At 42.7% G+C, this 25,810-nt stretch carries 22 protein-coding genes; 12 read left to right on the top strand and 10 right to left on the bottom strand.

Translation table 11 applies throughout. From position 1 onward, the window contains the following. The 3 genes from V7K53_RS06785 to V7K53_RS06775 all read right to left on the bottom strand — a co-directional run. The coding region (locus V7K53_RS06785; protein ID WP_335196847.1) for a leucine-rich repeat domain-containing protein at positions 1 to 581 on the bottom strand (581 nt) is incomplete at its 3' end. 223 nt (positions 582 to 804) lie between these two features. Beyond that, positions 805 to 1,014, bottom strand: coding sequence for a hypothetical protein (locus tag V7K53_RS06780; RefSeq protein WP_335196846.1), 210 nt, complete (start codon positions 1,012 to 1,014; stop codon positions 805 to 807). Between the two features lie 712 nt (positions 1,015 to 1,726). Next, on the bottom strand, positions 1,727 to 2,092 hold the full coding sequence (locus V7K53_RS06775) for a hypothetical protein (RefSeq protein ID WP_335196845.1): 366 nt from the start codon (positions 2,090 to 2,092) through the stop codon (positions 1,727 to 1,729). Between the two features lie 130 nt (positions 2,093 to 2,222). On the opposite strand from V7K53_RS06775, the gene V7K53_RS06770 reads away from it, so the two are divergent. Both V7K53_RS06770 and V7K53_RS06765 read left to right on the top strand, forming a co-directional pair. Further along, a complete protein-coding gene (locus V7K53_RS06770; RefSeq protein ID WP_335196844.1) occupies positions 2,223 to 2,468 on the top strand; it encodes a hypothetical protein in 246 nt (81 codons plus the stop codon). A gap of 36 nt (positions 2,469 to 2,504) precedes the next feature. Further along, positions 2,505 to 2,951, top strand: a complete 447-nt coding sequence (locus V7K53_RS06765; RefSeq protein WP_335196843.1) for a DUF4288 domain-containing protein — start codon at positions 2,505 to 2,507, stop codon at positions 2,949 to 2,951. 48 nt (positions 2,952 to 2,999) lie between these two features. Here V7K53_RS06765 and V7K53_RS06760 read toward each other — a convergent pair whose 3' ends face one another. Further along, complete coding sequence (locus V7K53_RS06760; RefSeq protein WP_335196842.1) at positions 3,000 to 3,455, bottom strand: GNAT family N-acetyltransferase; 456 nt, start codon at positions 3,453 to 3,455, stop codon at positions 3,000 to 3,002. A gap of 107 nt (positions 3,456 to 3,562) precedes the next feature. Then, on the bottom strand, positions 3,563 to 4,060 hold the full coding sequence (locus V7K53_RS06755) for a DUF6174 domain-containing protein (RefSeq protein WP_335196841.1): 498 nt from the start codon (positions 4,058 to 4,060) through the stop codon (positions 3,563 to 3,565). A 431-nt stretch (positions 4,061 to 4,491) separates the two neighbouring features. Between V7K53_RS06755 and V7K53_RS06750 the strand changes: the two genes are divergently transcribed. Next, positions 4,492 to 5,808 carry an MATE family efflux transporter gene (locus tag V7K53_RS06750; protein WP_335196840.1) on the top strand — a complete coding sequence of 439 codons (1,317 nt, stop codon included), beginning with the start codon at positions 4,492 to 4,494 and terminating at the stop codon, positions 5,806 to 5,808. A 20-nt stretch (positions 5,809 to 5,828) separates the two neighbouring features. Beyond that, on the top strand, positions 5,829 to 7,004 hold the full coding sequence (locus V7K53_RS06745) for an MFS transporter (RefSeq protein WP_335196839.1): 1,176 nt from the start codon (positions 5,829 to 5,831) through the stop codon (positions 7,002 to 7,004). 151 nt (positions 7,005 to 7,155) lie between these two features. Here V7K53_RS06745 and V7K53_RS06740 read toward each other — a convergent pair whose 3' ends face one another. Then, positions 7,156 to 7,641 (bottom strand): hypothetical protein, encoded by a 486-nt coding sequence (locus V7K53_RS06740; RefSeq protein ID WP_335196838.1) that lies wholly within the window; start codon positions 7,639 to 7,641, stop codon positions 7,156 to 7,158. Positions 7,642 to 8,074: 433 nt separating this feature from the next. Here V7K53_RS06740 and V7K53_RS06735 point away from each other — a divergent pair, with 433 nt between their 5' ends. The 3 genes from V7K53_RS06735 (at position 8,075) to V7K53_RS06725 (ending at position 10,082) form a co-directional block, all read left to right on the top strand. Beyond that, positions 8,075 to 8,248 (top strand): hypothetical protein, encoded by a 174-nt coding sequence (locus tag V7K53_RS06735; protein ID WP_335196837.1) that lies wholly within the window; start codon positions 8,075 to 8,077, stop codon positions 8,246 to 8,248. A 132-nt stretch (positions 8,249 to 8,380) separates the two neighbouring features. Next, positions 8,381 to 8,569, top strand: coding sequence for a DUF4089 domain-containing protein (locus tag V7K53_RS06730; RefSeq protein ID WP_335196836.1), 189 nt, complete (start codon positions 8,381 to 8,383; stop codon positions 8,567 to 8,569). Between the two features lie 100 nt (positions 8,570 to 8,669). Beyond that, a complete protein-coding gene (locus V7K53_RS06725; RefSeq protein ID WP_335196835.1) occupies positions 8,670 to 10,082 on the top strand; it encodes an AtzE family amidohydrolase in 1,413 nt (470 codons plus the stop codon). 115 nt (positions 10,083 to 10,197) lie between these two features. On the opposite strand, the gene V7K53_RS06720 is transcribed toward V7K53_RS06725, so the two are convergent. From V7K53_RS06720 to V7K53_RS06710, 3 genes are all read right to left on the bottom strand, one after another. Beyond that, positions 10,198 to 10,707, bottom strand: a complete 510-nt coding sequence (locus tag V7K53_RS06720) for a GNAT family N-acetyltransferase (RefSeq protein WP_335196834.1) — start codon at positions 10,705 to 10,707, stop codon at positions 10,198 to 10,200. Continuing rightward, complete coding sequence (locus tag V7K53_RS06715) at positions 10,704 to 11,123, bottom strand: GNAT family N-acetyltransferase (RefSeq protein WP_335196833.1); 420 nt, start codon at positions 11,121 to 11,123, stop codon at positions 10,704 to 10,706. Before V7K53_RS06715 ends, V7K53_RS06720 begins: the two co-directional genes overlap by 4 nt. A 142-nt stretch (positions 11,124 to 11,265) precedes the next feature. Then, positions 11,266 to 12,612: a DUF58 domain-containing protein gene (locus tag V7K53_RS06710; protein WP_335196832.1), complete on the bottom strand. Its 1,347-nt coding sequence runs from the start codon at positions 12,610 to 12,612 to the stop codon at positions 11,266 to 11,268. Positions 12,613 to 12,775: 163 nt separating this feature from the next. On the opposite strand from V7K53_RS06710, the gene V7K53_RS06705 reads away from it, so the two are divergent. The 3 genes from V7K53_RS06705 to V7K53_RS06695 all read left to right on the top strand — a co-directional run bounded on the left by V7K53_RS06705 (position 12,776) and on the right by V7K53_RS06695 (position 21,736). After that, positions 12,776 to 15,121 (top strand): response regulator, encoded by a 2,346-nt coding sequence (locus V7K53_RS06705; RefSeq protein WP_335196831.1) that lies wholly within the window; start codon positions 12,776 to 12,778, stop codon positions 15,119 to 15,121. 439 nt (positions 15,122 to 15,560) lie between these two features. Next, complete coding sequence (locus V7K53_RS06700; RefSeq protein WP_335196830.1) at positions 15,561 to 21,188, top strand: PAS domain S-box protein; 5,628 nt, start codon at positions 15,561 to 15,563, stop codon at positions 21,186 to 21,188. Between the two features lie 2 nt (positions 21,189 to 21,190). Further along, complete coding sequence (locus V7K53_RS06695) at positions 21,191 to 21,736, top strand: hypothetical protein (RefSeq protein WP_335196829.1); 546 nt, start codon at positions 21,191 to 21,193, stop codon at positions 21,734 to 21,736. A gap of 197 nt (positions 21,737 to 21,933) precedes the next feature. On the opposite strand, the gene V7K53_RS06690 is transcribed toward V7K53_RS06695, so the two are convergent. Continuing rightward, complete coding sequence (locus V7K53_RS06690) at positions 21,934 to 23,697, bottom strand: mechanosensitive ion channel family protein (protein ID WP_335196828.1); 1,764 nt, start codon at positions 23,695 to 23,697, stop codon at positions 21,934 to 21,936. A 274-nt stretch (positions 23,698 to 23,971) separates the two neighbouring features. On the opposite strand from V7K53_RS06690, the gene V7K53_RS06685 reads away from it, so the two are divergent. Continuing rightward, complete coding sequence (locus V7K53_RS06685; RefSeq protein ID WP_335196827.1) at positions 23,972 to 24,601, top strand: hypothetical protein; 630 nt, start codon at positions 23,972 to 23,974, stop codon at positions 24,599 to 24,601. Positions 24,602 to 24,898: 297 nt separating this feature from the next. Further along, positions 24,899 to 25,150 carry a hypothetical protein gene (locus V7K53_RS06680; protein WP_335196826.1) on the top strand — a complete coding sequence of 84 codons (252 nt, stop codon included), beginning with the start codon at positions 24,899 to 24,901 and terminating at the stop codon, positions 25,148 to 25,150. Positions 25,151 to 25,810: the final 660 nt, after the last annotated feature.

Here is a 25,810-nt window from a genome sequence, read left to right as displayed (position 1 = left end):
AAATTAGCGATCGCCTCTGGAATCTGAGTTATTTCGTTGCTATTGAGGATAAGCTGCGTCAGATTGGTTAAATTAGCGATCGCCTCTGGAATCTGGGTTATTTGGTTGTTACGGAGGTGAAGCTGCGTCAGATTGGTTAAATTAGCAATCGCCTCTGGAATCTGGGTTATTTGGTTGCCATCGAGGTGAAGCTGCGTCAGATTGGTTAAATTAGCGATCGCATCAGGTATTTCAGTTAGCTCTACTCGAATTAAGATAAGTTCCTCTAAATGTAGTATTTGCGTTACCACATCGGGAATGCTCTCTAAAGGATTGCCACTAATATCCAACTTACGCAAATTAGGCAAACCCAATAGTTCCAGAGGAAGCGTTTTTAAATTGTTGCCTGAAACCTTTTCGAGATAGCGGAGTCCTACAAATTCATAACCTTCAACCTTCTTTCCCAAAATCAAAGACTCAAGCTGCTGCAACTTACCAATTTCCACAGGTAACTCAGTCAAGTCTTGCCCCGACAAGTCTAACTCTTGCCAACCCTCAGCCACTGCGCGGTCTATCAGCACCAATAACTCATCCTGCGTCATAATTCCAAGGAGAAGGGTAAAAGGAAAGAAGCTTGATGAAGATTATCTTAACTGATTAGGGAAAGATGCTAGATTATCATTTTTTGGCGATCTGTCAGTTCGCTGTTTGGGATATTGCGGATTTAGGCGTAGGCATAGCCTGCACTTCGGCTGCGCTCAGTGACCGTCGTAGACATCGCGCCTTGAGATGATGGGAAAAGCGATCTCAGTATCTAACGCAATTTCACCACTCATTTAAATCAACCTGACGACAATCAGTTTGAATTGCTTTCTGTAAATCAGCCGCCTCATCATCACTCAAAATACCCGCAAATTTTGCTAGAGGATGATAATTACGCGTTGTCTGAACCCGATGCAAAAAATCTAACATTACTTTGACTAACTCATCTGGAAGCTCTGCAATTTCTTGGATAAGCTGCTCGCGGCTAGTCATGCATTTGCCCTGTTTAGCAAAGTTTATCGTCAATATTATAACGAATCAGTCTCAAAATGAATTACACAGGTTTTGCGTAGGCGTAGCCCGCACTTCGGCTGCGCTCAGTGACCATCGCAGACATCACGCCTTGAGATGTGGCGATCGCACATATCTAAATTTGGTTTTTAGCTATCTCTGCCATTATACTTGCGATCAATTTTTGGCATTGTTTACAAAGTTGCAATCATGGCGATGCCTACGGTGGTCACTGACTTGTACTGAGCGCAGTCGAAAGTCGAAGTAGCTTTGTCGTTCGCGGAGCGTCTCGTAGAGAAGTACTGGCTACGCATTTGTTATTTTGGCGAACGCAATTGCTGATTTGGCGATCGCATTTCCCCTACTCTCCCGCTCCTCGGTAACAGAGTGACTTGCCTTGACTTGTGACGAGCGAAGCCGAGGTAGTGAAGTCGAAAGGAGCCGTTGGCGCAGCCTCTCGTAGAGAAGTGCTGTTCCTCTGCTCCCCAATAATTGGTCTTTTGTAGAGACGGAGATTTATCGCGTCTTTGTGATGATTTATCGCATCGATAGAACAACATTTACCATCAGTTTATTAACACCATAGATATTCCGCCAACCCGTGAGATAATTCAAAACCTGGTAAAGTCTTTGGGTTTTGCATTAGGATTTACGCATCAATATTCTCTAGAAAAATTGAGCGTGAAGTTTACTATTAACGCTGCCAATCATACATTAATCGTCCATGACGATCGCGCACAAGTTCCCATTCTCCATGACGATATCGTTGTCCGTGATAACGTATAGAGCGATAGCGTCGTCTATAATAATGTCGTCGATTCCTCTGGCGTTGATAATAATATCTTCCAGTTCGTTGCCGTCTATGATAACGTCGTCGATTCCGTCGGTGAGCTAACAAAAACTCTTCACTTTGCTCTCCAGCTAATTTTGTTTGTGTGTCAATACTCTGTTCATTGAGAACATTGTTGAGAGTGTTCTCTTTGGCTTCAACCAAAGTAGGTGGATAGATGAAGGCTAATAACAGGAACACAATTGAGGATAGCTTTTTGAAACGGTTCACGTCTTTGCTTTTCCTAAACTATTGGTAATCATTTTATTTAATACTTAAGTTTAGTAATTATATAGTTCAAAATTCACAAACTTGAGGAACGCAAATGTAATTGCAAGTACATATAGCAGTTCCTATTCAGATGCAGTACAACGTTATATCGCAAGGTGTAGGGGCACGTCGCCTCAACTTATATCTTGCTTGCAACAGGCGACTAGAAGTCGCGGCTACACAAGACTTTACCTGCCTCCGCAGGTTGAAAAGCTTTGGTTTTGCGTTAGTTTGCGTGGTGCGCGTTGGCGTTCGCGTTCGCGTCTCTGAAAGAGAAGCCTCTCGTACTTTCAAAGCTGGCTATGTGATATTGACTTTACTACTGAATAGTCAGTGATAGCATTATTGGTAGAAATTTTTAGTTTTATAAACAATGGCATACATTCCAAAGGATGCAGAGTGGTATATCGCTGAATTGGTAATCGAGTGTAACGTTGAAGGAAATTCACGCAATGTTGTTCATGTAAATATTGTTCTTGTCCGTGCTTCTTCACCAGAAGAGGCTTTTGAGAAAGCTGAAGAACTTGGTTATCAGGAGAACAGCACATATCTCAATCCCAAAAATCAAACCGTAACTTTTACTTATAGAGGCTTACGGCATCTCGATGTGATTCATGATGAATTAGAACATGGTGCTGAACTGATGTTTGAAGAAAAAATTGGTATACGTGAAAGCGAATTACAACAAATGCTGACTCCAAAATCTCAGCTAGCTATTTTTCGTCCGTTAAAACCAATAGATCCATCTAAGCCAGACTATAGCAGTAAAGAAATTATGGATGAAGTCGCAAAAATGATGAGTGGCGATGGGTGTTATTGAAAGATTTTAAATACTTCAGCCCAACAATGTATTCGCCATCCTAAACTTTTATAGAGCTAACGTCATAAATACGCTGTTCGGATCATCAATGTAGTCAGCAAAAGGGCCTCGGTACTCGAACCCATGCCGTGTGTACAAGGCTCGTGCTGGGGCGAACTCTGGAATTGCCCCTGTTTCCAAATACAGGCGATCGTAAGCACGCCGTTCGGCTTCTTTTATGATGTGTTCAAGAATCTTTGAGGCGACACCCCTACGTCGGTGAGCCTTGGCGGTACGCATTGATTTGACTTCACCACTTCTTGAATCTAGTTCTTTTAGTGCGCCACATCCGAGTAATTCCGATCCTTCCCAAGCTGTCCAGAAAGTAATATCAGGCGATTGCAATGCTTCTAAATCAAGAGCATGAACGCTTCCAGGCGGTGTCATCTCATGCATATTTTCGATATGCTCCCGCAGAAGATCGGCAATCTTTTTACCTGTCAGATCATCTGAGCAGATTTGCAATCAACTCATCTCCTTAATTTGCTAGTAAATTCTCCTCTATACAGCAAGCATGATATGCTGAATCAATTAAGCACTGCTGTAGCAAAGAATGCTCTCCCTAGCCATAGTTAATTAGTTTTTTGCAAATTGCTAATTGTCAAAAATATTTCATCATCAGCGATCTGGCTATTATAATCAATGTTAATTTGAGTTGGATAACCAAGTTTTGGATCGTATTGTACAGTCAAGTTTGCTGCTTTACGAATCAGCGCATCCCTGATGATATCAAAGAGTTTAGGAATTGTATTATATTGTTTAAACAATTCTGCATCAGCTGGCTTTTTAGTTGCTTTATAAGTAATAGAACTTGTGACTCGATTACGTACTTTAATAATCACTGGTTCTGTGGCTTTAGGTAAACAAAAGCAACTTCTAGTAAAATCATAGCGATAGTTAGAGATTTTTTGCCGTCTCCATAATCGGTAATTAATCTTAAATTGTTCTAAGGCTAAACTATTAGGCGCGGGTGTTTTGGCTACCTGTATAGGAGGAGTTTGAGATATTACTGGTGCACTAAAACCTAAAGATGCCACTAAAATAGCACTAATTGCAATTGGTAAGCGCATATAAATCCATTCTTAACTGCAATTTTTTACTTTAACGTAGCTTCAAGATGATTGCCAAAACATTGAAATTATTTGTGACACTCAAAGCTGGTATGGGGATTTTCAGCTTCATTGGCGATCGCGATCTGGATAATCTCCTTGAAGGCTGCTTCGGGGGATAAACCATCGCCTACAGCGAACATTCTAAAACTTTATCCCACAAAAGATAGGTGTCGTGTTAGTTGTTACCTGGTTGCAATTCACCTCCTGTTAAGTCTCTCCTGCGGAACGCTGCACTAACGACTATGACGGGAGTCCTCTGACTCCATTAAGATAGATTCAAGTTCCCAGGAGCAATATCTCCTGAACATGGGTTTAAATTTTGAAAAAACCCTTTGTTCTTCACATCGGGTTATCAGCTGTATATGTTTTCTGAAGTTAAAAAATGTCTCATGTTAGCCGTACCTTTGGCAGCGGCACAACTGGCTCAATCTGCAACTGGTTTTGTCGATACGGTAATGATGGGCTGGTTGGGAAGTCAAACCATTGCATCTGGAGGTTTGGGAACTGTTATCTTTACTTTTTCTCTGTTAATTTTTACTGGTATCGTTTCTGCTGTCAGTCCCTTAGCTGCCCAAGCATACGGAGCCGGAAATAGAGAAAAAGTTGGCACAATTGTCCGGCTTGGACTAGGGATATCTCTGGTGCTAGGAATACCAATTACATTGCTGCTTTACAATGGAGGTGCTTTACTACTTTTACTAGGACAGGATGCTAAGACGGTAGCACTAACAGAGATTTATTTAAGAGCGATCGCACTGGGTTTTATTCCTGGTTTGGGCTTTGCAGTACTTAAAAGTTTTCTTTCTGCTCTGTTGCAACCGCAATTAGTGATAGTGACTGTGGTTTTGGGTACTTTGTTGAACATCACAGCTAACTATGTGCTGATGTTTGGCAAACTGGGATTCCCAGCGCTGGGTTTAGCTGGTATCGGTTGGGCAAGCACCCTTTCACTTTGGAGTATGTTTGTTGCTTTGACAATTTATATATTTAATCAGCCTCGCTTTGCAGTTTACGGTATTTTTCGACCTTCGTCTCACAAAGCTTTTCCTCTAGAGCATCGCCGAATCGTTGGCGAGATTTTGCAGGTTGGATTGCCCATCGGGGGTCTGATTACGGTCGAAGCCGGACTGTTCACTGTTGTCACTTTGTTGATTGGACAATTGGGAACAAATGCCCTCGCTGCGCATCAAATTGCTTTACAAACAATTTCGATGTCATTCCAGATGGCAGTAGGCATTTCTCTAGCGACAACAGTTCGTGTTGGACAGTTAGCCGGACAGAATGACCTAGTTGGCAGTCGTCTAGCTGGATATATAGGCATTGCCATTGCAGCTTTATCTATGAGTGTAGTAGGTATTGCATTTTGGCTAATACCAAAGTCGATTATTTCTCTTTATATTGACATCAACAATCAGAACAATGCAGATGTGGTTGCCCTCGCGGTGAAATTGCTAGCAGTCGCGGCCATTTTTCAAATAGTTGACGGTGTGCAAGTTACTGCCGCAGGAGCATTACGCGGACTCAAAGACACTCGAATCCCGATGTTGATTGGGATTTTTGCTTATTGGTGTGTTGGTTTATTCACTGGTTATACTTTTGGGATCTCGTTGGGGTCTGGAGCTATTGGCCTTTGGTGGGGATTGGCTATTGGTTTAGCCAGCGCTGCAATCATCCTAACTTGGCGCTTTAGCACCAGGAAAACCTAAATTATAGTAACTTAGGTTGAATGGAAAAACAAATCTCAGGTAACGGATTAACTAAATTTCAGGTACTGATTATGGCGATCGCATCTGGTGTGTGTGTTGCTAACGTTTATTATAATCAGCCAATTCTCAAAGATATTGCCTCTTCTTTTCAAGTTAGTGAAGGTGAAGCGGGTAGCATATCTGTGCTTTCGCAAGTTGGTTACGGTTTTGGGCTTTTCTTTTTAATCCCCTTGGGCGATAAAATCAACAAAAAAACATTAATTCTTTCCTTACTTATATGTTTGTTCTGTTTGTTGATAGCCATGACGTTTTCACAAAATATCGTCCAGGTTTGGATATTGAGCGTAGCAATTGGGATTACAACAGTCTCCGCTCAGGTTATTCTTCCTTTAGCAGCAAGTATAGATAGAGTAACTACAGGTCAAACTGTAGGCAGCATTTTTACTGGTATATTGATTGGCGTTTTAGGGGCAAGGGTTTTTAGTGGATATATTGCTGAATGCTTGAGTTGGCGTTATGTATATGGATTTTCAGGAGGAATGATTTTAATTGTTACTGTCTTGCTCAAGATTTACTTACCTAATGTAAATAATGAATACAGTGGTGATTATTTTGATTTACTAAAATCAACACTTCAACAATTAAAACGTTTTTCCTTATTGAGAGAAGCATCTTTAATTGGGGGATTAATGTTTGGTGTCTTTTGCTCTTTTTGGACAACGTTGACTTTCCATTTAAGCGGAGTGCCTTTTAATTTTCAATCTGACACAATAGGGATGTATGGCTTTGTGGCGATCGCAGGTGCATTGATGGCACCAGTTTTTGGTAAATTAGCCGATAGAGGTAATTCCCAACGTTCCTTAACTATTTCCGTATCTCTGGTGATTGCAAGTTTAGTAATTGCTAAAATTGCTTCTAATTCAGCGCTGGCGATCGCTGTTGCTGTATTGTTACTAGATGTAGGCGTACAGGCAATTCAAGTCACCAATGTGGCCAGGATATACACTCTTGATGCTCAATCAAACAGTCGCATCAACACAGTGTACATGACTACCTATTTTATCGGTGGTGCTGTAGGTACTAGCATTGGTCTATTATGCTGGTATCTTGGTGGCTGGAATTTGGTGACTTGGCAGATGTTAGTTTTTACTTTGCTTGGATTTATTGTTATAGTCAGGCCCAAAACCACATACTAACCATAAATAATAAATAATCATGGCAATGCTATAACATCTGCGATTCAACATTAACATTTCACCTTTAGCGTTGCTCTATGCTGACAATGTAGATTACTGAGTCTCCTTGTTTTATCTTCACCACTTTACAGTGTCAAGAAAGGTTATGATTTTAATCTACATAATCTGTTAGTATTTGCGAATCAGCAGTATTATTTGAAGCTATTGGGCGGCTACCATCTATCTCTAGGGTATCTTGAACTTGAAAGTTACTCTTGGCGATCGGACGTTGACCATCTATGTCAAGAATTTCCTCAACTTCTAAATCACTAGGGTCAATTGGACGCTTACCGTCTACAGTTAGCATCTCATGTTCTTCAAAATTACTCTCAGCGATCGGGCGTTGACCATCTATATCAATTGTTTGATCGCTATGATTTTTATCTTTTATAATTGGGCGTTGACCATCTATATCAATTGTTTCCTTAATCTCAATGTTACTTGGATCGACTGGACGCTGACCATCTATATTAATTGTTTTAGTTAACTGTTTGGCTTCGTCGTTAGATAATGAATTTATATTAGTCTCATTCTCTTTTTTATCCCGATTTAAATTAAAATTATTTTTTTTACTCTCAAGTTTGTTTTTGTCATCCATGTTTTTTATTGTTATTCTAGACTAGTTATCTGCTATCAATTTAAAATTGTTTATATCTCTAGTTAAAGAGACTAAGTTGAGGTAAATAGCAGGAAAATTTGTTTATCTACTAAGATACTCAAGTAGAATCAAAAAATCCTCTACCACAGCACAGAATATATCTCTGACTTTAGAGGGATTTTTCATCTTTCAAAAAATACTTAATTAAATTGTTGGAGGAACGTGAGATTTTTTAAAGCACCTAAATCCGGTGATAGCATAGGGGCGCAAGGCCTTGCGCCCCTACGAAATGTGTGGTTCAAATACATGAAAACTGCTGTAAAACACTGGTGGAGGTGGTTGATTTTGCCTGGTGAGTAAAACAATTTTTGTTCTCACGCAGAGATGCAGTTTGCCGTTAGGTGTTTCCGTAGGATAACGCGGAGAATCTGAGATGAATGGCACTAAGAAAAGCCCATTCGATCGAGGGCAAACATGGACAAACATCTCTAATCCTCTAAATCCCATCGGCAATGTCCCGAACGTGATGGAAGCTAGCAGACAGCAATTTGGGCTAGTCTTTATTGGCACCAACGGTAAAGTAATCTACTATGGAAAACCAAATTAATATAGAGACGTTACATTCCCTACAGAATTGTATGTCACTACCTGGGTATCGCTGTTGTCGCAAGAAGTTATAAGTTTAAGATAACTAACATAGACGCTTCGGCTTGCCGCAGGCTACCGCAAAGGAAGAAAAATGAGAAGAGAAGAGTTTGATGTGGGTGAGTATGTCGATCTGATGGGGTTGTTGTTGGATTTAGAGATCGGCGATGAGTATCGTCATGGTGTGGTGGCAAATTTTGAGAGAATTAGGGCGATCGCTAATCTAGTAAATTCTTTCCCTTTACCAGAGGAAATTGAAGTTGCACCAGTTTTTGAACCATAATTGCTTCAAGAATAGCTATCTTGATGTTTTAGCGAAGCAAAAACTATTGCTGACTGCTATTACTCAAAAAGCTAAACGCGCTATCTCTTAATATTTCAGCATGAACTTTGATTCAGCCGATGCCATAACAATATCAACTGCTGTACGCGAAGGTAAAGTTAGCGCAGTGGAAGTTACAAAAGCTGCGTTAGCACGAATAGCAACGCGAAATCATCTATTCAACTGTTTTACCACTATAACTGCTGAGACAGCTTTAACAGATGCAGCACTAATTGATAGGGAAATTGCTCAAGGTAATCATCCTGGAGTGCTTGCTGGTGTGCCTTTTGCGGTGAAAAATCTCTTCGATATCGCTGGTTTTACGACTCTAGCAGGATCGAAAATCAATGCAGTAAACCCAGAAGCTACTCAAGATGCAACCGCAGTGGCAAAGTTGAAGCAAGCAGGTGCTGTTCTGCTTGGTGCTTTGAATATGGATGAGTACGCTTATGGGTTTGTAACAGAAAACTCCCATTACGGTGCTACTCACAACCCCCATGATTTACAGCGAGTTGCTGGGGGTTCATCGGGTGGTTCGGCGGCGGCGGTTGCGGTTGGATTAGTACCGCTGACGCTGGGTTCTGATACTAATGGTTCAATTCGCGTTCCGGCGGCGTTGTGTGGCGTTTTTGGTTTCAAGCCAACTTATGGAAGATTATCTCGTGCTGGAGTAGCTTTATTTTCTAGTAGTTTTGATCATGTTGGCCCTTTTGCGCGTTCGGTGCAGGATATTGCGATGGTGTTTGATGTGCTTCAAGGAGAAGACGATCGCGATCCCATTTGTACAAAGCGTCCGCCTGAATTATGTTTACCACAACTCAAACAAGACATTTCCGATATTAGAATTGCGATCGCGGCTGATTATTTTACCAAAGGTGCAGAACCGACAGCTTTAGCAGCAGTGCAAAAAGTAGCTGATGCAATAGAAGTTACTGAATACGTAATCATACCAGAAGCACACCGCGCCCGTGCAGCAGCCTTTGTGATTACAGCTAGCGAGGGTGCAAATCTGCATTTGGATAAGTTGCGATCGCATCCTGAAGATTTTGATTTTGCTACACGCGATCGCTTTTTGGCTGGAGCATTAATTCCTAGTAGCTGGTATCTCCAAGCACAACGGTTTAGAAAATGGTATCGCGATCGCGTTCGGGAAGTTTTTCAAAATGTCGATGTCATTCTTGCCCCAACTACACCAATTTCTGCACCATTAATTGGTCAACAAACTATGATTTTGGATGGCGAAGAAATTCTTGTCCGTCCTCATTTAGGGCTATTTACTCAACCATTATCTTTTATTGGTTTACCCGTTTTATCAGTACCAATTCAGTGCCAGAATGCATTACCTTTAGGTGTGCAATTGATTGCAGCACCATATAATGAAGCCTTAATTTTACGGGTTGCAGCTGCGTTAGAGGCAAAAGGTGTAGTTTCAGCCCCAGTAATTTTAAACGCTCTTAACTCAGAGGCTGTTTGAAAAATCTAATTTATTACACAAAGACGCGATAAATCGCCGTCTCTACAATAGTCTTTTGTCTTGACGGCGATTCATCGTGTCTCTTGCCTTAACCAAACTTCATGTAGGAATAATATTATACTTCATCAAAAGCAGCCGGATAAACAACCTTGCCTTTATACTGCTTTTGATAACTTTGTAGTGCTTTCACCATAAAAAATTCCTCTGGTACTGGAAAAGGAGACTCGATTTCATAAACTACAGAAGGCTGAAAACCAAAGCGAGTATAGAAGTGGGGATGACCTAGTACAATTACGATGGTTTCTTCCTTTGCCTCTGCTATTTCTAACCCTGCTTTTATTAGTGCGCTGCCAATTCCTTGTCTTTGAAACTGTGGACGAACTGCTAAAGGCGCTAAACCAAGTACCTGGAGTGTTTCTTCACACACCAGGTCAATATAGCTAAATAAAATATGACCGACTATAACATTTTCAACCTCTGCAACCAGAGACAAATTTGAAATATAGCGGTCAGAATTGCGAATTTTCTCCACCAGTTTAGCCTCGTTTTCTTGCCCAAAGGCTAATGTATTCATCTCAGCTATTGCTGTGTAGTTTGACAGAGTTTCACAACGGATATCGATCATTTTAAAACTAATTCCATAAAAACCCAGTTTGCTCGATGTTCGAGAGAAATCTCGATTTTTTCCAAATACGGCTCGATATTCTGAAAGCCAAATACACGATCGAGTGCGTGTGCTTCTTTTGCAAAAGGAGCGCTGTCTAAACGTATCTTTGAGTAACCAATGTAGGCAGCTTCGATGATAGCTTCTAATAAATACCGACCGATTCCTTTTCTCCGAAATTCTGGTTTTACATACATTCTTTTAATTTCGCCAATATCTTCACTAATCTTTCGCAAGCAAGCGCAGCCAGCTATTTTTTCCTCATATTGTACCAAAAGCAAGCGCCCTGAAGGTGGTAAAAATTCGTGAAGTTGAGTCATATATTGCTCAAAGAATGTATTAGCATTTAAATTGATGCCGAATTTATTGCTGAACATCAACTTCGTCTCATTAAATATTCCCAAAATACCTCTTCTATCTGAGGTTTATGTTCATCAGTCTCTAAGTGGATAATTTTAATCAAAGTTTATGCCTCCGCTAAATAATTGAATAAAAATACACAAGTTAGAGTGACAATTACTAAAGTTGATTTCGCGCTTTGAGTTGCAGATATCGCTCAACTAACCGATCGGCAATTTGATTTGCTGGTGCATCTAGCACCAATACACCTTTTTGTTTCAGTTGGGCATAGGCTACTTGTCGTTGCATTAATAAATCTAGTGCTACTGCACGGGTATAAGCACCTGCAACATCATCTGTAAAAGTGTGTGCTAGACGATCGACTTGTGGATCTCTCAAAGTTACGCAAAATGGAAGGTAACGGGGTGCTAGTTTGGAGAGTGCAGCTAGGAGTTCTGTAGAGGCAGTGACATCAACTAAATCGGTAATCACTACTACCAGCGCCCTCCGAGTTTGTCGCTGCAAAACATTTGTCACCGCCCCCAAATAATCAGATTCAAATAACACTGGTTGAATTGGAGTTAACCGATCGATTAGCTGATTTAAATGATGTTGACCGCGTTCTGGGGGAATCCACGTATGCATTTGGCGGTCAAATACACCAACACCCACGCGATCGCCTCGATGTAAACCTGCCAAGCCTAAGGATAAAGTTGCATTCAATCCCCAGTCAAATCGCTGCAAATTCTGTACTTTTGCCGTCATTAGCCGTCCGCGATCGAGTAAAATCAGTAACGTTTGTTCCTGTTCTGGTTCTAGAACCCTCACCAGTGGCATGGCATTACCATAAGCCCCAACCCGACGGGCAGTAGCTTTCCAATCAATAAACCGCAAATCGTCACCAGTGCGATAGTTCCGCAGTTCGGCAAACTCTGTACCAATACCAGTTTTGCGAGATTGGCGCATCGATCCTGATGATTGCAGTGTCAGACGAATTGTGAGCGATCGCAATCCCACTAAATCAGGATAAACTTTCACTGGCAGACTTTGAGGAATTTGCCAATCATCCCAAGCTAATCCCCAAAGCCCCAACTGTCGGACTTGAATATTCCCCCAAGGAAACTCTCCCCGCTGTGTGGGGTGGACAGTATACGTTAATTCCTCAGTGCTGTTACTGGGAATAATGGCGCTGAGTGCAGGTGCAGACACACCAAATCCTGTTGGGTAATAGTCGCGGATTTCAATTTGGGCGTCGGTATTTGGCGATGTCACCTTTAGCACTACAGGATTATCTCGCCCAATGGATAATCGTGACGGTAATTCGCGCGTAATTTGCACGCGAGAACGCCGCACCCGCAAACCATCTACAACCATCAGTCCGAGAATGATGGCATCAAATAGCACAGTAATGGCGATGGTTGCTTTAATGCTGATAAATAAGGATAGAATCGGGGCGTAGGCGTAGCCCGTCGTAGACATCGCTATACCCAAAACCAATAATAAATAAACTCGTTTAGAAGGAACCATGTTTTAGAGCCAGAAGTTAGGAGTTAAGTATAAGGTGAATTTCAATGTAACCGAAATAAGAAGACTTGCTAAATTATTTTATTTTTTGCTTGTAGAAAAATAGCTACCTAATGTACTATTTTTTTTGGGTGAAGTAGTAGCAAATTATGTTTTGGACGAGTGTATGAGAATCTTGCTAATCGAAGATGAAGAAATTTTAGCAAGTGTCTTGTTGAAGTCTCTGACTAAGCAACATTATGTTGTTGATGTCGTACAAGACGGACAAATGGGTTGGGAATACACGCAAAGTACGAACTATGATTTGCTATTAATAGATGTCGGATTACCGAAACTGGACGGGATTACATTGTGTCAGCGATTGCGTTCTGGTGGTTGCTTCACTCCGATTCTGCTGATGACGGCGAAAGATGGTAATAGAGAGCGAATTCAGGGACTTGATGCAGGTGCAGACGATTATCTGATCAAACCTTTAGATTTGGAAGAACTGCAAGCACGGATACGGGCGTTGATCCGTCGAGGCGATCGCCCCTGTACTCCTATACTGGAAGTAGGCTCACTACGACTAGATCCCAGTAGTTGCGAAGTCACATATAACAACAAACTACTGGAATTAACAGCCAAAGAATATAGTTTGCTGGAGCTATTTTTACGGAATCCATCGCGTGTTTTTAGTCGGGGAGATATCATTGAGCATTTGTGGACTTTTGACGATCCACCCCAAGAGGAGACTGTAAAATCTCACATCAAATACTTACGACAAAAGTTGAAAGCAGCCGGAGCAGTAGACTGGATTGAAAATGTTTATGGTTTGGGATATCGGCTGAATCCTGGAAGAATTGCAGAGGGGCAGGAGGGCAGAGGGGCAGGGGAGCAGAGGGGCAGGGGAGCAGAGGGGCAGGGGGAGGAAGAAAAATCTCGAATTCCTGATTGTGATGTTGAACAGAAGTTTCAGCAAGCGATGGGTGGCTTATGGAAGCAATATCAGGGGTTGATGGTGCAGCGGTTGATGGTATTGCAAGAATTAGCGGCAGCATTATCTGGTAAAATGCTGGCTAAGGAGTTACGTCAATCGGCAGAACGAGAGGCGCACAAATTAGCTGGTGTCTTGGGGATGTTTGAGCAAGACAATGGCACTCAGCTAGCACGGGAAATTGAACAGATTTTAGGGAAAGATGGTGATTTGTCAGTAAGTGAAAAGCGGCAATTGCTGACGCTGATTGAAGATTTGGGTAACATCATCAACCTGATGGGGCAAAATGTAGATTACCAAACTTCTACTGCGATCGCACCTGAAATTAGTACTCGATTGATATTAATTGACCCGAATCTGCAACTAGGTTCTCAGTTGCAACAATTGGTTGAGTGTATGGGAATATGCTGGCAGCAAATCAACAACTTAGAGGATGCAAAAAACTTTCTCCAAACTACATCTCCAGATTTAGTAGTGCTAAATATAGATGATATCGGCTGGCGTAAAGAAAGTTTAGCACTACTTTCGGACTTAGCAACGCGTACCCCACCCGTACCCGTTCTGGTGCTGGCTGCAACTGATGAGTTAGTAGAACGCGTAACTTTTGCTCAGTACGGGGCGCGTGGTTTTTTGGTCAAGCCTGTAACAGCTGCTCAAGTTTGGGATGTTTCGTCCCAAATATTACAACGTACTCGTTCTTTGCGAGTAAATATACTGGCAGTAGATGACGATCCGCTGATTTTAGCAGCACTCCGCCCAATGTTAGAGCCGTGGGGTATGCGGATGACAGGGTTAGAAAATCCGCTACGCTTCTGGGAAGTATTGCAATTTACTAAACCGGATTTGTTGATTTTGGATGTGGAAATGCCTCATATAAATGGTATCGAACTTTGCCGAGCAGTTCGTACCGATCCCCAATGGCAAGAATTACCGATTGTGTTTCTGACTGCTCACCGAGAGATGGAAACTGTGCAGCAAGTGTTTGCTGTTGGGGCAGATGATTATGTGATTAAACCTGTTGTTGGCGCAGAACTATTGGCACGCATTACCCATCGCTTAGAACGCAGTCGTTTACTCCAGTCGCTTTCTACCAAAGATGCCTTAACTGGACTAGCAAATCAGTTTCAGTCTAACCGCGACTTGCACCACCTAATTGCTCAAGCTGAGAAAAATCAGCAATCTGTTTGCTTGATAATTTTGAGCGTGACTGATTTGCGTCAAATTAATATTAAGTATGGTCATCAGGCTGGAAACCAGGTATTGCAAAGATGGAGTCGTTTATTCCAATCGGCATTTTGCAGTGGTGAAGTGCTAGGTTATTGGGGTAATGGTGAATTTGTCGTGGGAGTTTCTGGGTTAACCAAAACAGAAGTAAACCATCGCCTTAGTGAGATTTTAACTACCCTCCGCCAGCAAATATTCACAGCCTTCGATGGCGATCGCTTTCAGGTAATATGTAATTTCACTGTAGCCGAATATCCCAATGATGGGCTAACGATACAATCTTTATACCAAGTAGCCGCTTGGCATTATTCGTAATTACCATACTGCAAGGGTTTTATTTATTTTGCAAGCGCATTTGCTATTTCAGCCACTACATTTGTTACTTCGGCGCTTGCATTTGTTACTTCGGCGTTTGCATTTGTTACTTCGGCGTTTGCATTTGTTACTTTGGCATTCGCATTTGTTACTTCGGCGTTCGCATTTGTTAATTTGGCGATCGCATTTTTGTAAAATGAAGAGAATATGTAGTTTTGCTGTAGTCGAATATTTCAGTCAGGGACTAACGATACAATCACTATACAGATTTATTAGTATCATCTTTAGCACATGATTATTAATTTGTACAGTACTTAATTCATAATAATTACGAATGACGAACTTGTACTGAGCGTAGCCGTAAAGCCTGCGGCATAGCAACGCTTCGGGCGCAGCCTCTCATAGAGAAGTATTACGAATTATTTAACAGGAGTCGTTGATGAGTAAACAACAGCTAGAGCAGGTAAAGCAATTGCAAGCCACTGTGAACAAGATGGAAGTAACACTGGGTGCGATCGCTGATGCTGTAGTCTGGGTGGGAGAAGACGGACTCATTCAATGGTGCAATTCTCGCTTTGAGTCTCTAGTAAACCAACCTCACGGTACTGTGTGCGGTGCTAAATTAACTGACTTACTACCCCTCACACAATTAGGACAACCAGTTGCTTTATCCTGCTATCCTTATGTGCAGATACTCAAGGGGGAGTATGAAACAACAAATTATCAGTTGCAGCAAGATGAGCAAATAACATTACAAATTTCTGGTAGCTGTACCGGATTGACTAGCGATCGCTGTGCAATACTGGTGATTCGGGATATCACACTGACTCAACGAACTCAAGAATCCTTACAAGAGATTGAGGAGCGATTGCAGACATTAATTAACGCTACACCCGATATTATCTGTTTAAAAGACGGTGAGGGCAAATGGTTGCTGTCAAACCAGGCTAACCTGGAATTTTTAGAGCTACAAGGCGTTGATTATCTAGGCAAAACAGACTCAGAACTAGCGGAATTTAGCAATTTTTATCACGATGCTTTGCTCAACTGCGACAAAACAGATGAACGAGCTTGGCAATTGGGATGTGTGCATCGGGTAGAAGAAGCTATTCCTCGCCCTGATGGAACAGTGAGCAGTTTAGATATGATTAAAGCTCCCCTATTTCACCAAGATGGTAGACGCAAAGCCTTGGTGGTTTTAGGACGGGATCTGAGCGAACGCAAACAAACCCAAGTAGCTTTAGAAAACTCTCTATCTCTGTTGAGTGCTATCTTTGAATCGATTCAAGATGGTATATTAGTAGTCGATAGCTCAAGTAAGATCGCTAGTTATAACCAAAAGTTCTTAGAAATGTGGTCAATTCCACCAGAACTTTTGACGGAACCAGATCGTACTCAGCGACTAGCGTATCTGGCAAACCAGCTAAAAGATCCTGATGGGTTTTTGCAACGAGTCCGAGAATTATATTCACAGCCGGAATTAGTTAGTTATGACTGGTTAGAACTAGAAGATGGCAGAGTATTTGAGCGCTACTCTTGTCCTCAGCGCGTCGGCGAACAAATTATTGGTAGAGTGTGGAGCTTCCGCGACATCACCCAGCGCCAAAAGGCAGAAGCAGCACTGCGACAAAGCGAATTACAATACCGCAGTATTTTTGAAGCAATTAATGATGGACTATTTATTACTGAAATAGAGACTGAAAAAGTCGCCGAAGTTAATCCGGCGGCTTGTCAAATGCACGGTTACTCTTATGAAGAATTTCTCACTTTACATCCATCTGTTTATATTCATCCAGACTCACATTCTGTTTTTCTAGAGTTTGTCGAGAAAACGCGAGCTGGTGAGCAATTTTATGGACAAGCTGTTGATATCTGCAAAGATGGCACTTTAATAGATGTGGAAGTCAAAGGAACGACTTGCATTTACAATGGCAAGCGACACATCTTAGCAATAGTGCGGGATATTACGGCTCGCAAACGCACCGAGGAAGCCTTACGTCAAAGTGAAGTTCAGTACCGCGATTTGGTGCAGACAGCCAACTGTATAATTTTGCGTTGGGATGGCAATGGTGACATTATATTTTTAAATGACTACGGTCAAAGGCTTTTTGGTTTCGATATAGAGGAAATTACAGGAAGCAATGTTATTGGTACAATTGTTCCAGAAACCGAAACTTCTGGGCGCGATTTACAGAGATTAATGGTTGATATTTGTCAGCAGCCAGAAAATTATCTATTTAACGAAAACGAGAACTTATGCAAAAATGGCGATCGCGTCTGGATAGTTTGGGCGAATAAACCCATTTTAGATGCCCAAGGAAACTTAATCGAAATTCTTTCAGTTGGCACAGATGCCACAGAACGCAAACGTGCCGAAGCAGCCCTCCAGGAAAGCGAGTTAAAATTCCGTAGCATTGTTGAAAATGCCAACGATCTAATATTTGTGCTTTCGCCAGAGGGAATTTTTACTTATCACTCGCCGAATGTGACAGCACTGATGGGCTACAGCCTAGAGGAAATCGAAGGTCATTCTGTGGTGGAGTTTACCAAACCGGAAGACTTAGCAACTAGTGCCACTGCCTTACAAAGGGCGATAACTGGCGAAAAGCTGACTAATATTGAAGTGCGATTGCGACACCAAGATGGTAGCTGGCGATGGTTCAACTTTAATACTTCCACAATTAACACTCCTAGCGGTGAAATTGCGATCGCCGGTGTGGGACGCGACATCACAGAACGCAAGCAAGCAGAAGAAGCCTTGCGTCGTAGTGAAATGAAATACCGCAATATCTTTGAAAATTCCCAAGTGGGGATTTTTCGCACCTGCCAAAAAGATGGATTGATTATCGATGCTAATCAACGTGGTGCCGAGATATTAGGTTTTACCTCTGCTGCTGACTTAATTGGCAAGTATTTCACAACTGATTTATATGTCAATCCAGAAGATCGCGCACTACTTTTAGCAGAGTTAGAAGAGTCCGGTGAAGTTCGCAATTTTGAAGTAGCACTGCGACGCTTGGATGGATCTGTTGTTTGGGTACTGTTGTCACTCCGTCTCAATGCAGAAGAATCCTGTTTGGATTCTGTTTTTACAGATATTAGCGATCGCAAACAGCAAGAACAAGCTTTACGCTTAATTGTTGAGGGTACAGCAGCGAAAACAGGCAATGAATTTTTTAATTCTTGCGTTCGTTACCTTGCCGAAGTCTTGCAAGTTCAATATGCCCTAGTGACTGAGTTTGATGATGAGCCAAAAACGAGAGTCCACACTTTGGCATTTTGGTGTAGCGGGGCTATTAACGAGAACTTGGAATATGATTTGCAGGGTACTCCTTGCGAACACACCTTGCGAGGCAATATGTGTCACTACCCGCAAGCAGTGCAAACTAGTTTCCCGGAAGATGCCGATTTAGTGAAGATGAATGCCGAGAGTTTTTTTGGCGTTCCTCTCACCAGTTCATCGGGCGAAATCATCGGACATCTAGCAGTGATCGATGTCAAACCCATGAAGCCCGATCCCGGACGGGAACTGATTGTGAAAATATTTGCTGCCCGTGCCGGTGCTGAATTGGAACGCAAACAAGCAGAAGCAGCCTTACAACAAAGCGAGTTAAAGTTTCGCACTATCGTTGAAAAGGTCAACGATGTGCTATTTGTCATCAGTCCTGATGGGGTATTCAACTATATTTCTCCAAATATCTTGAAGACTACCGGATTTGCCCCCAGCGAAATGGAGGGTAATTCCTTGGCATTCTTTACTCATCCCGATGATGTGCCCAAATGTCAAGAAGTCGCCCAAAGTATTCTGGCAACAGGTGAGGGAATTTCGGGGACTGAGTACCGTGCTAAACATCGAACTAAAGGCTGGGTTTGGCTAACTTCTAATGCAGTTCGCACACAAGACGCCCAAGGTAATTTTCAAATTGTCGGCGTAGCTCGTGATATTAGCGATCGCAAACAAGCAGAAGCAGCCTTGCAACGTCGTACTCAAGCCGAAAGTTTAATCAGCAGCATTTCTCGGCAATTTATTGACCAAGATTTAGCAACAGCAATTAATTTTACACTGCGAGCGATCGCTGAATTTATTGATGCTGAACACAGTTGCATCTTTGAATGCTCCCAGGATAAACGTGAATTCAACCTGATCCATGAATGGTGTGGTGAAGATGTTGCACCATTAATTGATATTGCCAGAGGTTCGCCTGTGGAAGTTTTCCCCTATTTCTACGAGCCGATTCTCCGTGGTAGGCATCGACAAATTTCTTGTGTGGAAGATTTACCCCTGCATCTACCTGAGCGAAAACTTTTTGAAAGTATGTCGTTTCAATCTATACTAGCTGTGCCAATGGTTCATGCTGGCAAAGTGGTTGGGTTTGTTGGTGCAGCGATGATTCACTACTCAAAAACCTGGAACCAAGAAGATATTAATCTATTAAAACTGGTAGGTGAAATAATTGCGATCGGTCGAGCTAGACACCAGGCAGAAGAAGCGCTGAGAATTGCCAAAGAAGCCGCCGAAACTGCCAACCGAGCCAAGAGTGCTTTCCTCGCTAATATGAGTCACGAACTCCGCACCCCTCTAAATGCAATTTTGGGTTTTTCCCAATTAATGGAGCGAGACATTAGCCTCAACTCCAACCAACGCGAATCATTAGCTACGATTAATCGCAGTGGAGAACACTTGCTTAACCTGATTAACGATGTCTTGGAAATGTCCAAAATTGAAGCTGGACAAATCATTTTCAACCCCGAAGACTTCGACCTATATCTGCTGTTGCAAACACTACAAGAAATGTTCCAAGTGCGGACACAGGCAAAGCAATTGTTTCTCAAATTTGAAATGGCTCCCAATCTCCCGCGTTACATCCAAACAGATGAAGGTAAACTCCGCCAAGTCTTAATCAACCTTTTGGGTAACGCCGTCAAGTTTACTCAGACTGGGGGAGTAACGTTGCGGGTGAGGATGGGGAGTGGGGACTGGGGACTGGAGGCTGGGGATTGGGGACTGGGGACTGAAGATAAGGGGATAAGTGGACAAGGGGGACAAGGAAGAATTATTGAAGAAGTCTCTCCTTTGTCTCTTCTCAATGCCCAATGCCCAATGCCCAATGCCCAATCCCTACACTTTGAAATCCAAGACACTGGACGAGGAATAGCAGCAGCAGAAATGAATAACCTGTTTCAGCCTTTTGTCCAGACAACAAGCGGTATTCAAACTAAAGAGGGAACTGGACTCGGACTGACTATCAGCCGTCAATTTGTGCGGTTGCTGGGAGGCGATATTCATTTAACGAGTAGCGTTGGACAAGGATCTATTTTTAGTTTTGATATTCAAGTGAATTTAGTCGCAGCTTTGAAAGCTGCACCAAAATTGAATAAGGGACGCGTACTGAAGCTAGCAGAAGGCCAACCATCTTACCGTATTCTCGTAGTAGATGACCGCAAAGAAAACCGCGATTTGATTGTGCAACTTCTTGGTAGCATTGGTTTTGAAATTCAGGCTGCGACTAATGGACAAGAAGCGATCGCTATTTGGCAAACCTGGCAACCTCACCTAATTTGGATGGATATGCGGATGCCTGTAATCAACGGCTACGATGCCACTAAAGAGATTAGAGCCAAGGAAAAAAATACAACTAGAAATTTCCGCACCGTAATTATTGCCCTAACTGCCAGTGCTTTTGAAGAACAACAGGCAAGTATCTTAGCCGCAGGTTGTGACGACTTGGTTCGTAAGCCATTCCGGGAGCAGATGATTTTTGAAAAGATCGCCGAATATTTGCAAGTACGTTATATCTGTGCAGAAGACAGCAGTGAAGATGCAATAGGCAACAATTTAGAGAATACTCAATCTACTATCTTGGATCTTCGCTCTGCAATTACCATTATGCCTACCCAATGGCTAACAGAACTGAATCAGGCAGCCGTTGAAGTCGATGCTGAAAGGATTTTGCAACTAATTGAGCAAATTCCCCAAACTCATTCTGCTTTGGCAGAAAAATTGGCAAATTTAGTCCGCAACTTTTGCTTCGATGAAATTATTGACTTAACTGAGGAAAATATCTAATTATGAATAACAAAACTAAATTATTGACTTTTGTCACCGTAATGCTAACAGTTTCTTCTTTGACTATTAGCACAGTTGTAGCAAAAGCGAAACTAACGAATCAGTCAAAACTGTTTATTAACGGTATTGGCACAGTCAAAGTTGGCATGACTGTCTCTCAAGCGGCAAAGGCTGCTGGTACTAAGCTAGTGGGCGATTCACCAAATAATAATTGCTATTATGTTAAGCCAGAAAATGAACCCAAAAATCTTTCGTTCATGGTGACAAAAGGTCGGATTTCGAGAGTAGATGTGAGGCAAAATAATCAGATTACTACCTTCAAAGGTGCAAAAATTGGCGACACCGAGGCGCAAATCAAGTCTCTTTACCCAGGACAAATTCAAGTCACACCTCATAAATACGTCCAAAACGGACATTACTTAACTTTCATCCCGAAAGACCGTAGCGATCGCAACTATCGCCTAGTCTTCGAGACCGATGGTAAACTTGTCACTGAGTTCAGAGCGGGTAAATTGCCAGAAGTCGAATATGTTGAGGGCTGCTCTTGATTTAATCATCTTGTAAAAAAGTTTTGTAGTATATTGAAGTGTTTTTCAGCAAAAGGTTCTAGCGGTTCTGGTAAGTTATTCGTTTCCAGCCGACAATCCTCAATAGGACTTACGCAAAATATCTCTCAAAATCTGATTTCTCCGTGCCCTCTGTGCCTCTGCGGTTCGTTATTCCGTAACTCATGCGTAAGTCCTACTCAATTTGCATTAATCTGAATATTGTTGGCTTCAAAGGCTTGCCTTACCCGTAGACGGAACTCTCGCCCAACGCTCCATTGTTCCATAGGTGCGGTTTTAATCCAGACGCGCACTGACATACCAGTATGGGATAGGTCATCAATCCCCAACACTTGGGGCAATTCTGGCAGGCGATCGCGCCATTCTACTTCGCTATACAATTGTTTGCATACTTGCTTGAGAATGTCTAAAACCTGCTTGGGGTCGTTTTCATATGCCACTACAATAGAAAAGTCTACCCGCGACCAGAGACGGGTGAGATTGCTGACATTCATGATATTGCTATTGGGAATGGTAATTAATTTACCTTCGCTATTACGTAGTTGAGTCACTCGCAGGTTGAGATTTTCCACCAGTCCGCTTTTATCTGCGATCTCAATTACATCTCCCACAGCAAATTGATCCTCCATCAAAATCAAGCAGCCATTGACCAAATCTTTAATCAGACTTTGGGAACCAAGAGAAATGGCGATACCGATGACAGCGCCCCCTGCCAAAATTGAACTGGTGGGCATATTAAATGCGTTTAGAGAATGCAAGATACCCAAGGTAATGAAAATAAAAGTGATTAATCCTTTGAGTGCCCCGGAAACAGTTGCAGCTCGTAGCGCAATCCGTTGAGTTTCACTCAAAGGGAGAGAGGAATGGGTTGTCCAGACATCAGTGAGGCGGTCAATTAAGGTTTTGCCGATCCGAATCACAAGACTGATGAAAAACCAAATAATCAGTAGTGCCAAGGGTCTGGCTAAAGCGTCCTTCGACCATCTCATGAGGTAGGGGACGCTATACATGATGACCACAATCCCGATGTACCACATCAGAATAAATGCCCAAAACAGTAGCCATGCGAGCAGAGAATAGATCCCTAGTTGGCGCTTGAGGCTGAACTGTCGCCGGATCGTTTCTAGAAACTGCGATCGCTGATGGGCGATGGTGTCTGCATCTGTTTTGTTTTCGCTGGTTTCTATTGTGTGAATAGTTGTGGATGTTTCTCCCTCAGTTCGCTTGACCGCATCCTGTTTTACCGCAGCTATCTGCTCTTGATGGCGAACTTCCAATGCCGTCTGTTTGCGAATTAGAGTTCGCCGCAGTAACCACAACACAACACTTCCCAATAGTAAGCCGATGCTGATTTGCAGTGCCTGCCCAATCCGTTGCAACGATACCTGACGCGAGAAGAGTCTATTAATGCGTTCTACTTCTGCTTGTAATATTTTTTGCCACTCCTGCGCCAATTCCTCCAGAGTTTTACCGTGATAGTCAGCATCTGGCTCTGTTACTGTTACCAGCCTTAAAGGACGGGTCGTTCGATCGTCACTGAGCTGGAGGATTAAATCCTTATTCAGAATGGCAATAGAAATTAGAGGAGTTTGTTTAGCTTTGTTAGTTCGATCGAGCGCTCGCATCAGCCGTTGCGTTATTTCTTCGGCACGTACCTCTACTGGAAGAGATCCATCTGGTGGTTGGCTACGATTAAAAACAGTGGGAGAGACAATCTCAAACAAGGAGTCTCTGTCTAAGGGTGAATACACAGAGGCAATTTCATACATACCGAGACGGGTAACACCCTTAGGCGGCTTATGCGGATCGTTGGAGGCTGCGGTAGGTAACGAAGGCAGTTGACTGTGAGCGATCGCACTCCAACCAAGCACCATTGCGAGCGTCATCACACTGACTAGCACAAACTGAATTATTGAATGGAAGAAGCGATTAAACAAGAACATAATATATGAGAAAGTGATTGAATAACTAATATTAGTTTTGGTCATCATCCTGCTTTAATTTTCTACCATCAATTAATTTTAGAGATTTTAAGGTTATTAGAAAAATTTTGGCTATCGTTTCCTATAAACAAGCTCTAGAATTGAGAAATAGCAAAAATTTTGGGAAAGTTACACAACAAAGATAGTTTAAGAAAGTTTGCAAGTGTTAACTATAAAACGCACATTTAAAGAATGATATAAAATGTCATCTTCGTTATCCTGAATCAGGAGTTTTATGGCGATCAAATCTTCAAATTCGTTTGTAGCAGTAGCACTGGCGATCGCTTCTTTGAGTTTTCCTGTATCCGTCAAAGCCGATACCGTGAATGCCCGTTGCGATGTTTTTCCAAAAGGAGAAGACCGCGCCACATCCTCTGGCCCTTGTACCTTTTCCCAACGGCAGGGTGCGGTTAGCATTCAATTAGAAAATGGTAATAGCTATGACCTGCTCCCTTCGGGTAATCGACCCGGCAATTATCGCGATCGAAATGGTGATGCTGCCTATCGACAATCTGGACTTGGCGATCGAGGACAGATTTATCGTCTCGCCAATGAGTCGATTTTTGTCTATTGGGATACATCTGCCAATGAACAAAACTCCGGTAACAGAAATCGTAGGGCTGCTGCTAGGCGTCAGCCTGAAGCTGGTACTACCGTCTCTCGGTTGAGCGATTTAGTGGGGGCAAGGGCAGGACAGGCAGAAAACACAGTGAAAAAACGGGGCTATCGATGGGTCAAAAGTGATGATTCGGGCTACAGCTACTGGCTAGAAGGCAAAACCAACTACTGTGTAACAATCCAAACAGACCAAGGACGCTACCAATCGATTGTTTACACGGGGGGTTCACAGGATTGTCAGAAGTAGTTGCTATTTGGACAAACAATCCAATTCAGAGAGTATTGAGGGGATGTATTAAAAGCTAGCCGAGAAACCTGAAACTCGCATTCCTTGGTTAAGGCACAATGTATGAGAAGTCCCTTGGACGATGCTTATTCACGAAATAATCAGGGTTTCATATATTGTGCTTTAAGGAATGGATGTTCCCATATCTTGATTGCAGGTCTGAGCGATTAGCATTGCAGGTCGCTACATCTAACACTCAACTTCTACATCGAACCGCTATATCTACGCCTATTTGTAAGCGGCCAGGAGAACCCTCTTTTGCCTTCAATAGAAGAATACAGTCAACTGTCCGGCAGGGGCGAGGAAAAGAGTATAGGCGATCGCCTCGGCATTTCGGCTGGAATCTACTCTAATCAACCTAACTGTGCTGCACCGCGCACCCTCGCAATCTCCGCACGCGCGGCTTTGGCTGCCGGACTATCGAGATTGTCCGTAGATGCAATTGCTGCTGCAAGATCGATCGCCGCATCGAGTATGAACCCAGTCCGGCAACCTTTTGCAGTGTTGTAACGGGAACTAATTTACCCTCGACAACAAATTCCTTCTGGTCTTTTACGATCTGGTTGAGGAGCTCCTCGGCAGTTCCTTTCCAGACGCCGCTTTTGACGCTAAACGTGACGCCATCTTTGAAGACCACTGCGTTTGATGAACTCCCGACAGGGAATGGGGTCTTAGTTATCACCCAGCCTTGAGTTGGCGTAAACCGTACGGGACCGACATTATAAACTGTCCCTGCTAAAACCTCCTTGTTATGAACAGCCTCGTTGATGGCTGGCATGACTCCCGACCATAAAAACACCACAAGATAAACGCTCGCCGTCGGCCAAATGAGCCGGCGATCGAGTCCAAGCAGTCGATATTCAACCGGTACAGGGGCTTCGTGTCTTAGGGGGGACATACAATTTTCCTTTTTGCGGTGCTAAACAGGCGTGAAGCTGATGAGGGTGATTTGTGTCTTGCCATGTCTCAAAAGGTGGTCGTTAGTAGCGCCGAAGTATATTATATGGGGCAGAAAATTTCTGCCTAAGATCCCGCGCATAAGACGCTGTTGGACGTGTTTAGACTGTTGCACTTCCAGCCTACTTTCCGCACCCCTAACTGTCACAAAGGGAAATTACGGAGAGAAAAAAGTAAAGTGAGAATCAAAATAGACATCATTAGCCAAAAAAG

Source organism: Nostoc sp. (genome assembly GCF_036917355.1).
GTDB lineage: Bacteria > Cyanobacteriota > Cyanobacteriia > Cyanobacteriales > Nostocaceae > Nostoc.
This window is presented reverse-complemented; position numbering and strand designations above follow the sequence as displayed.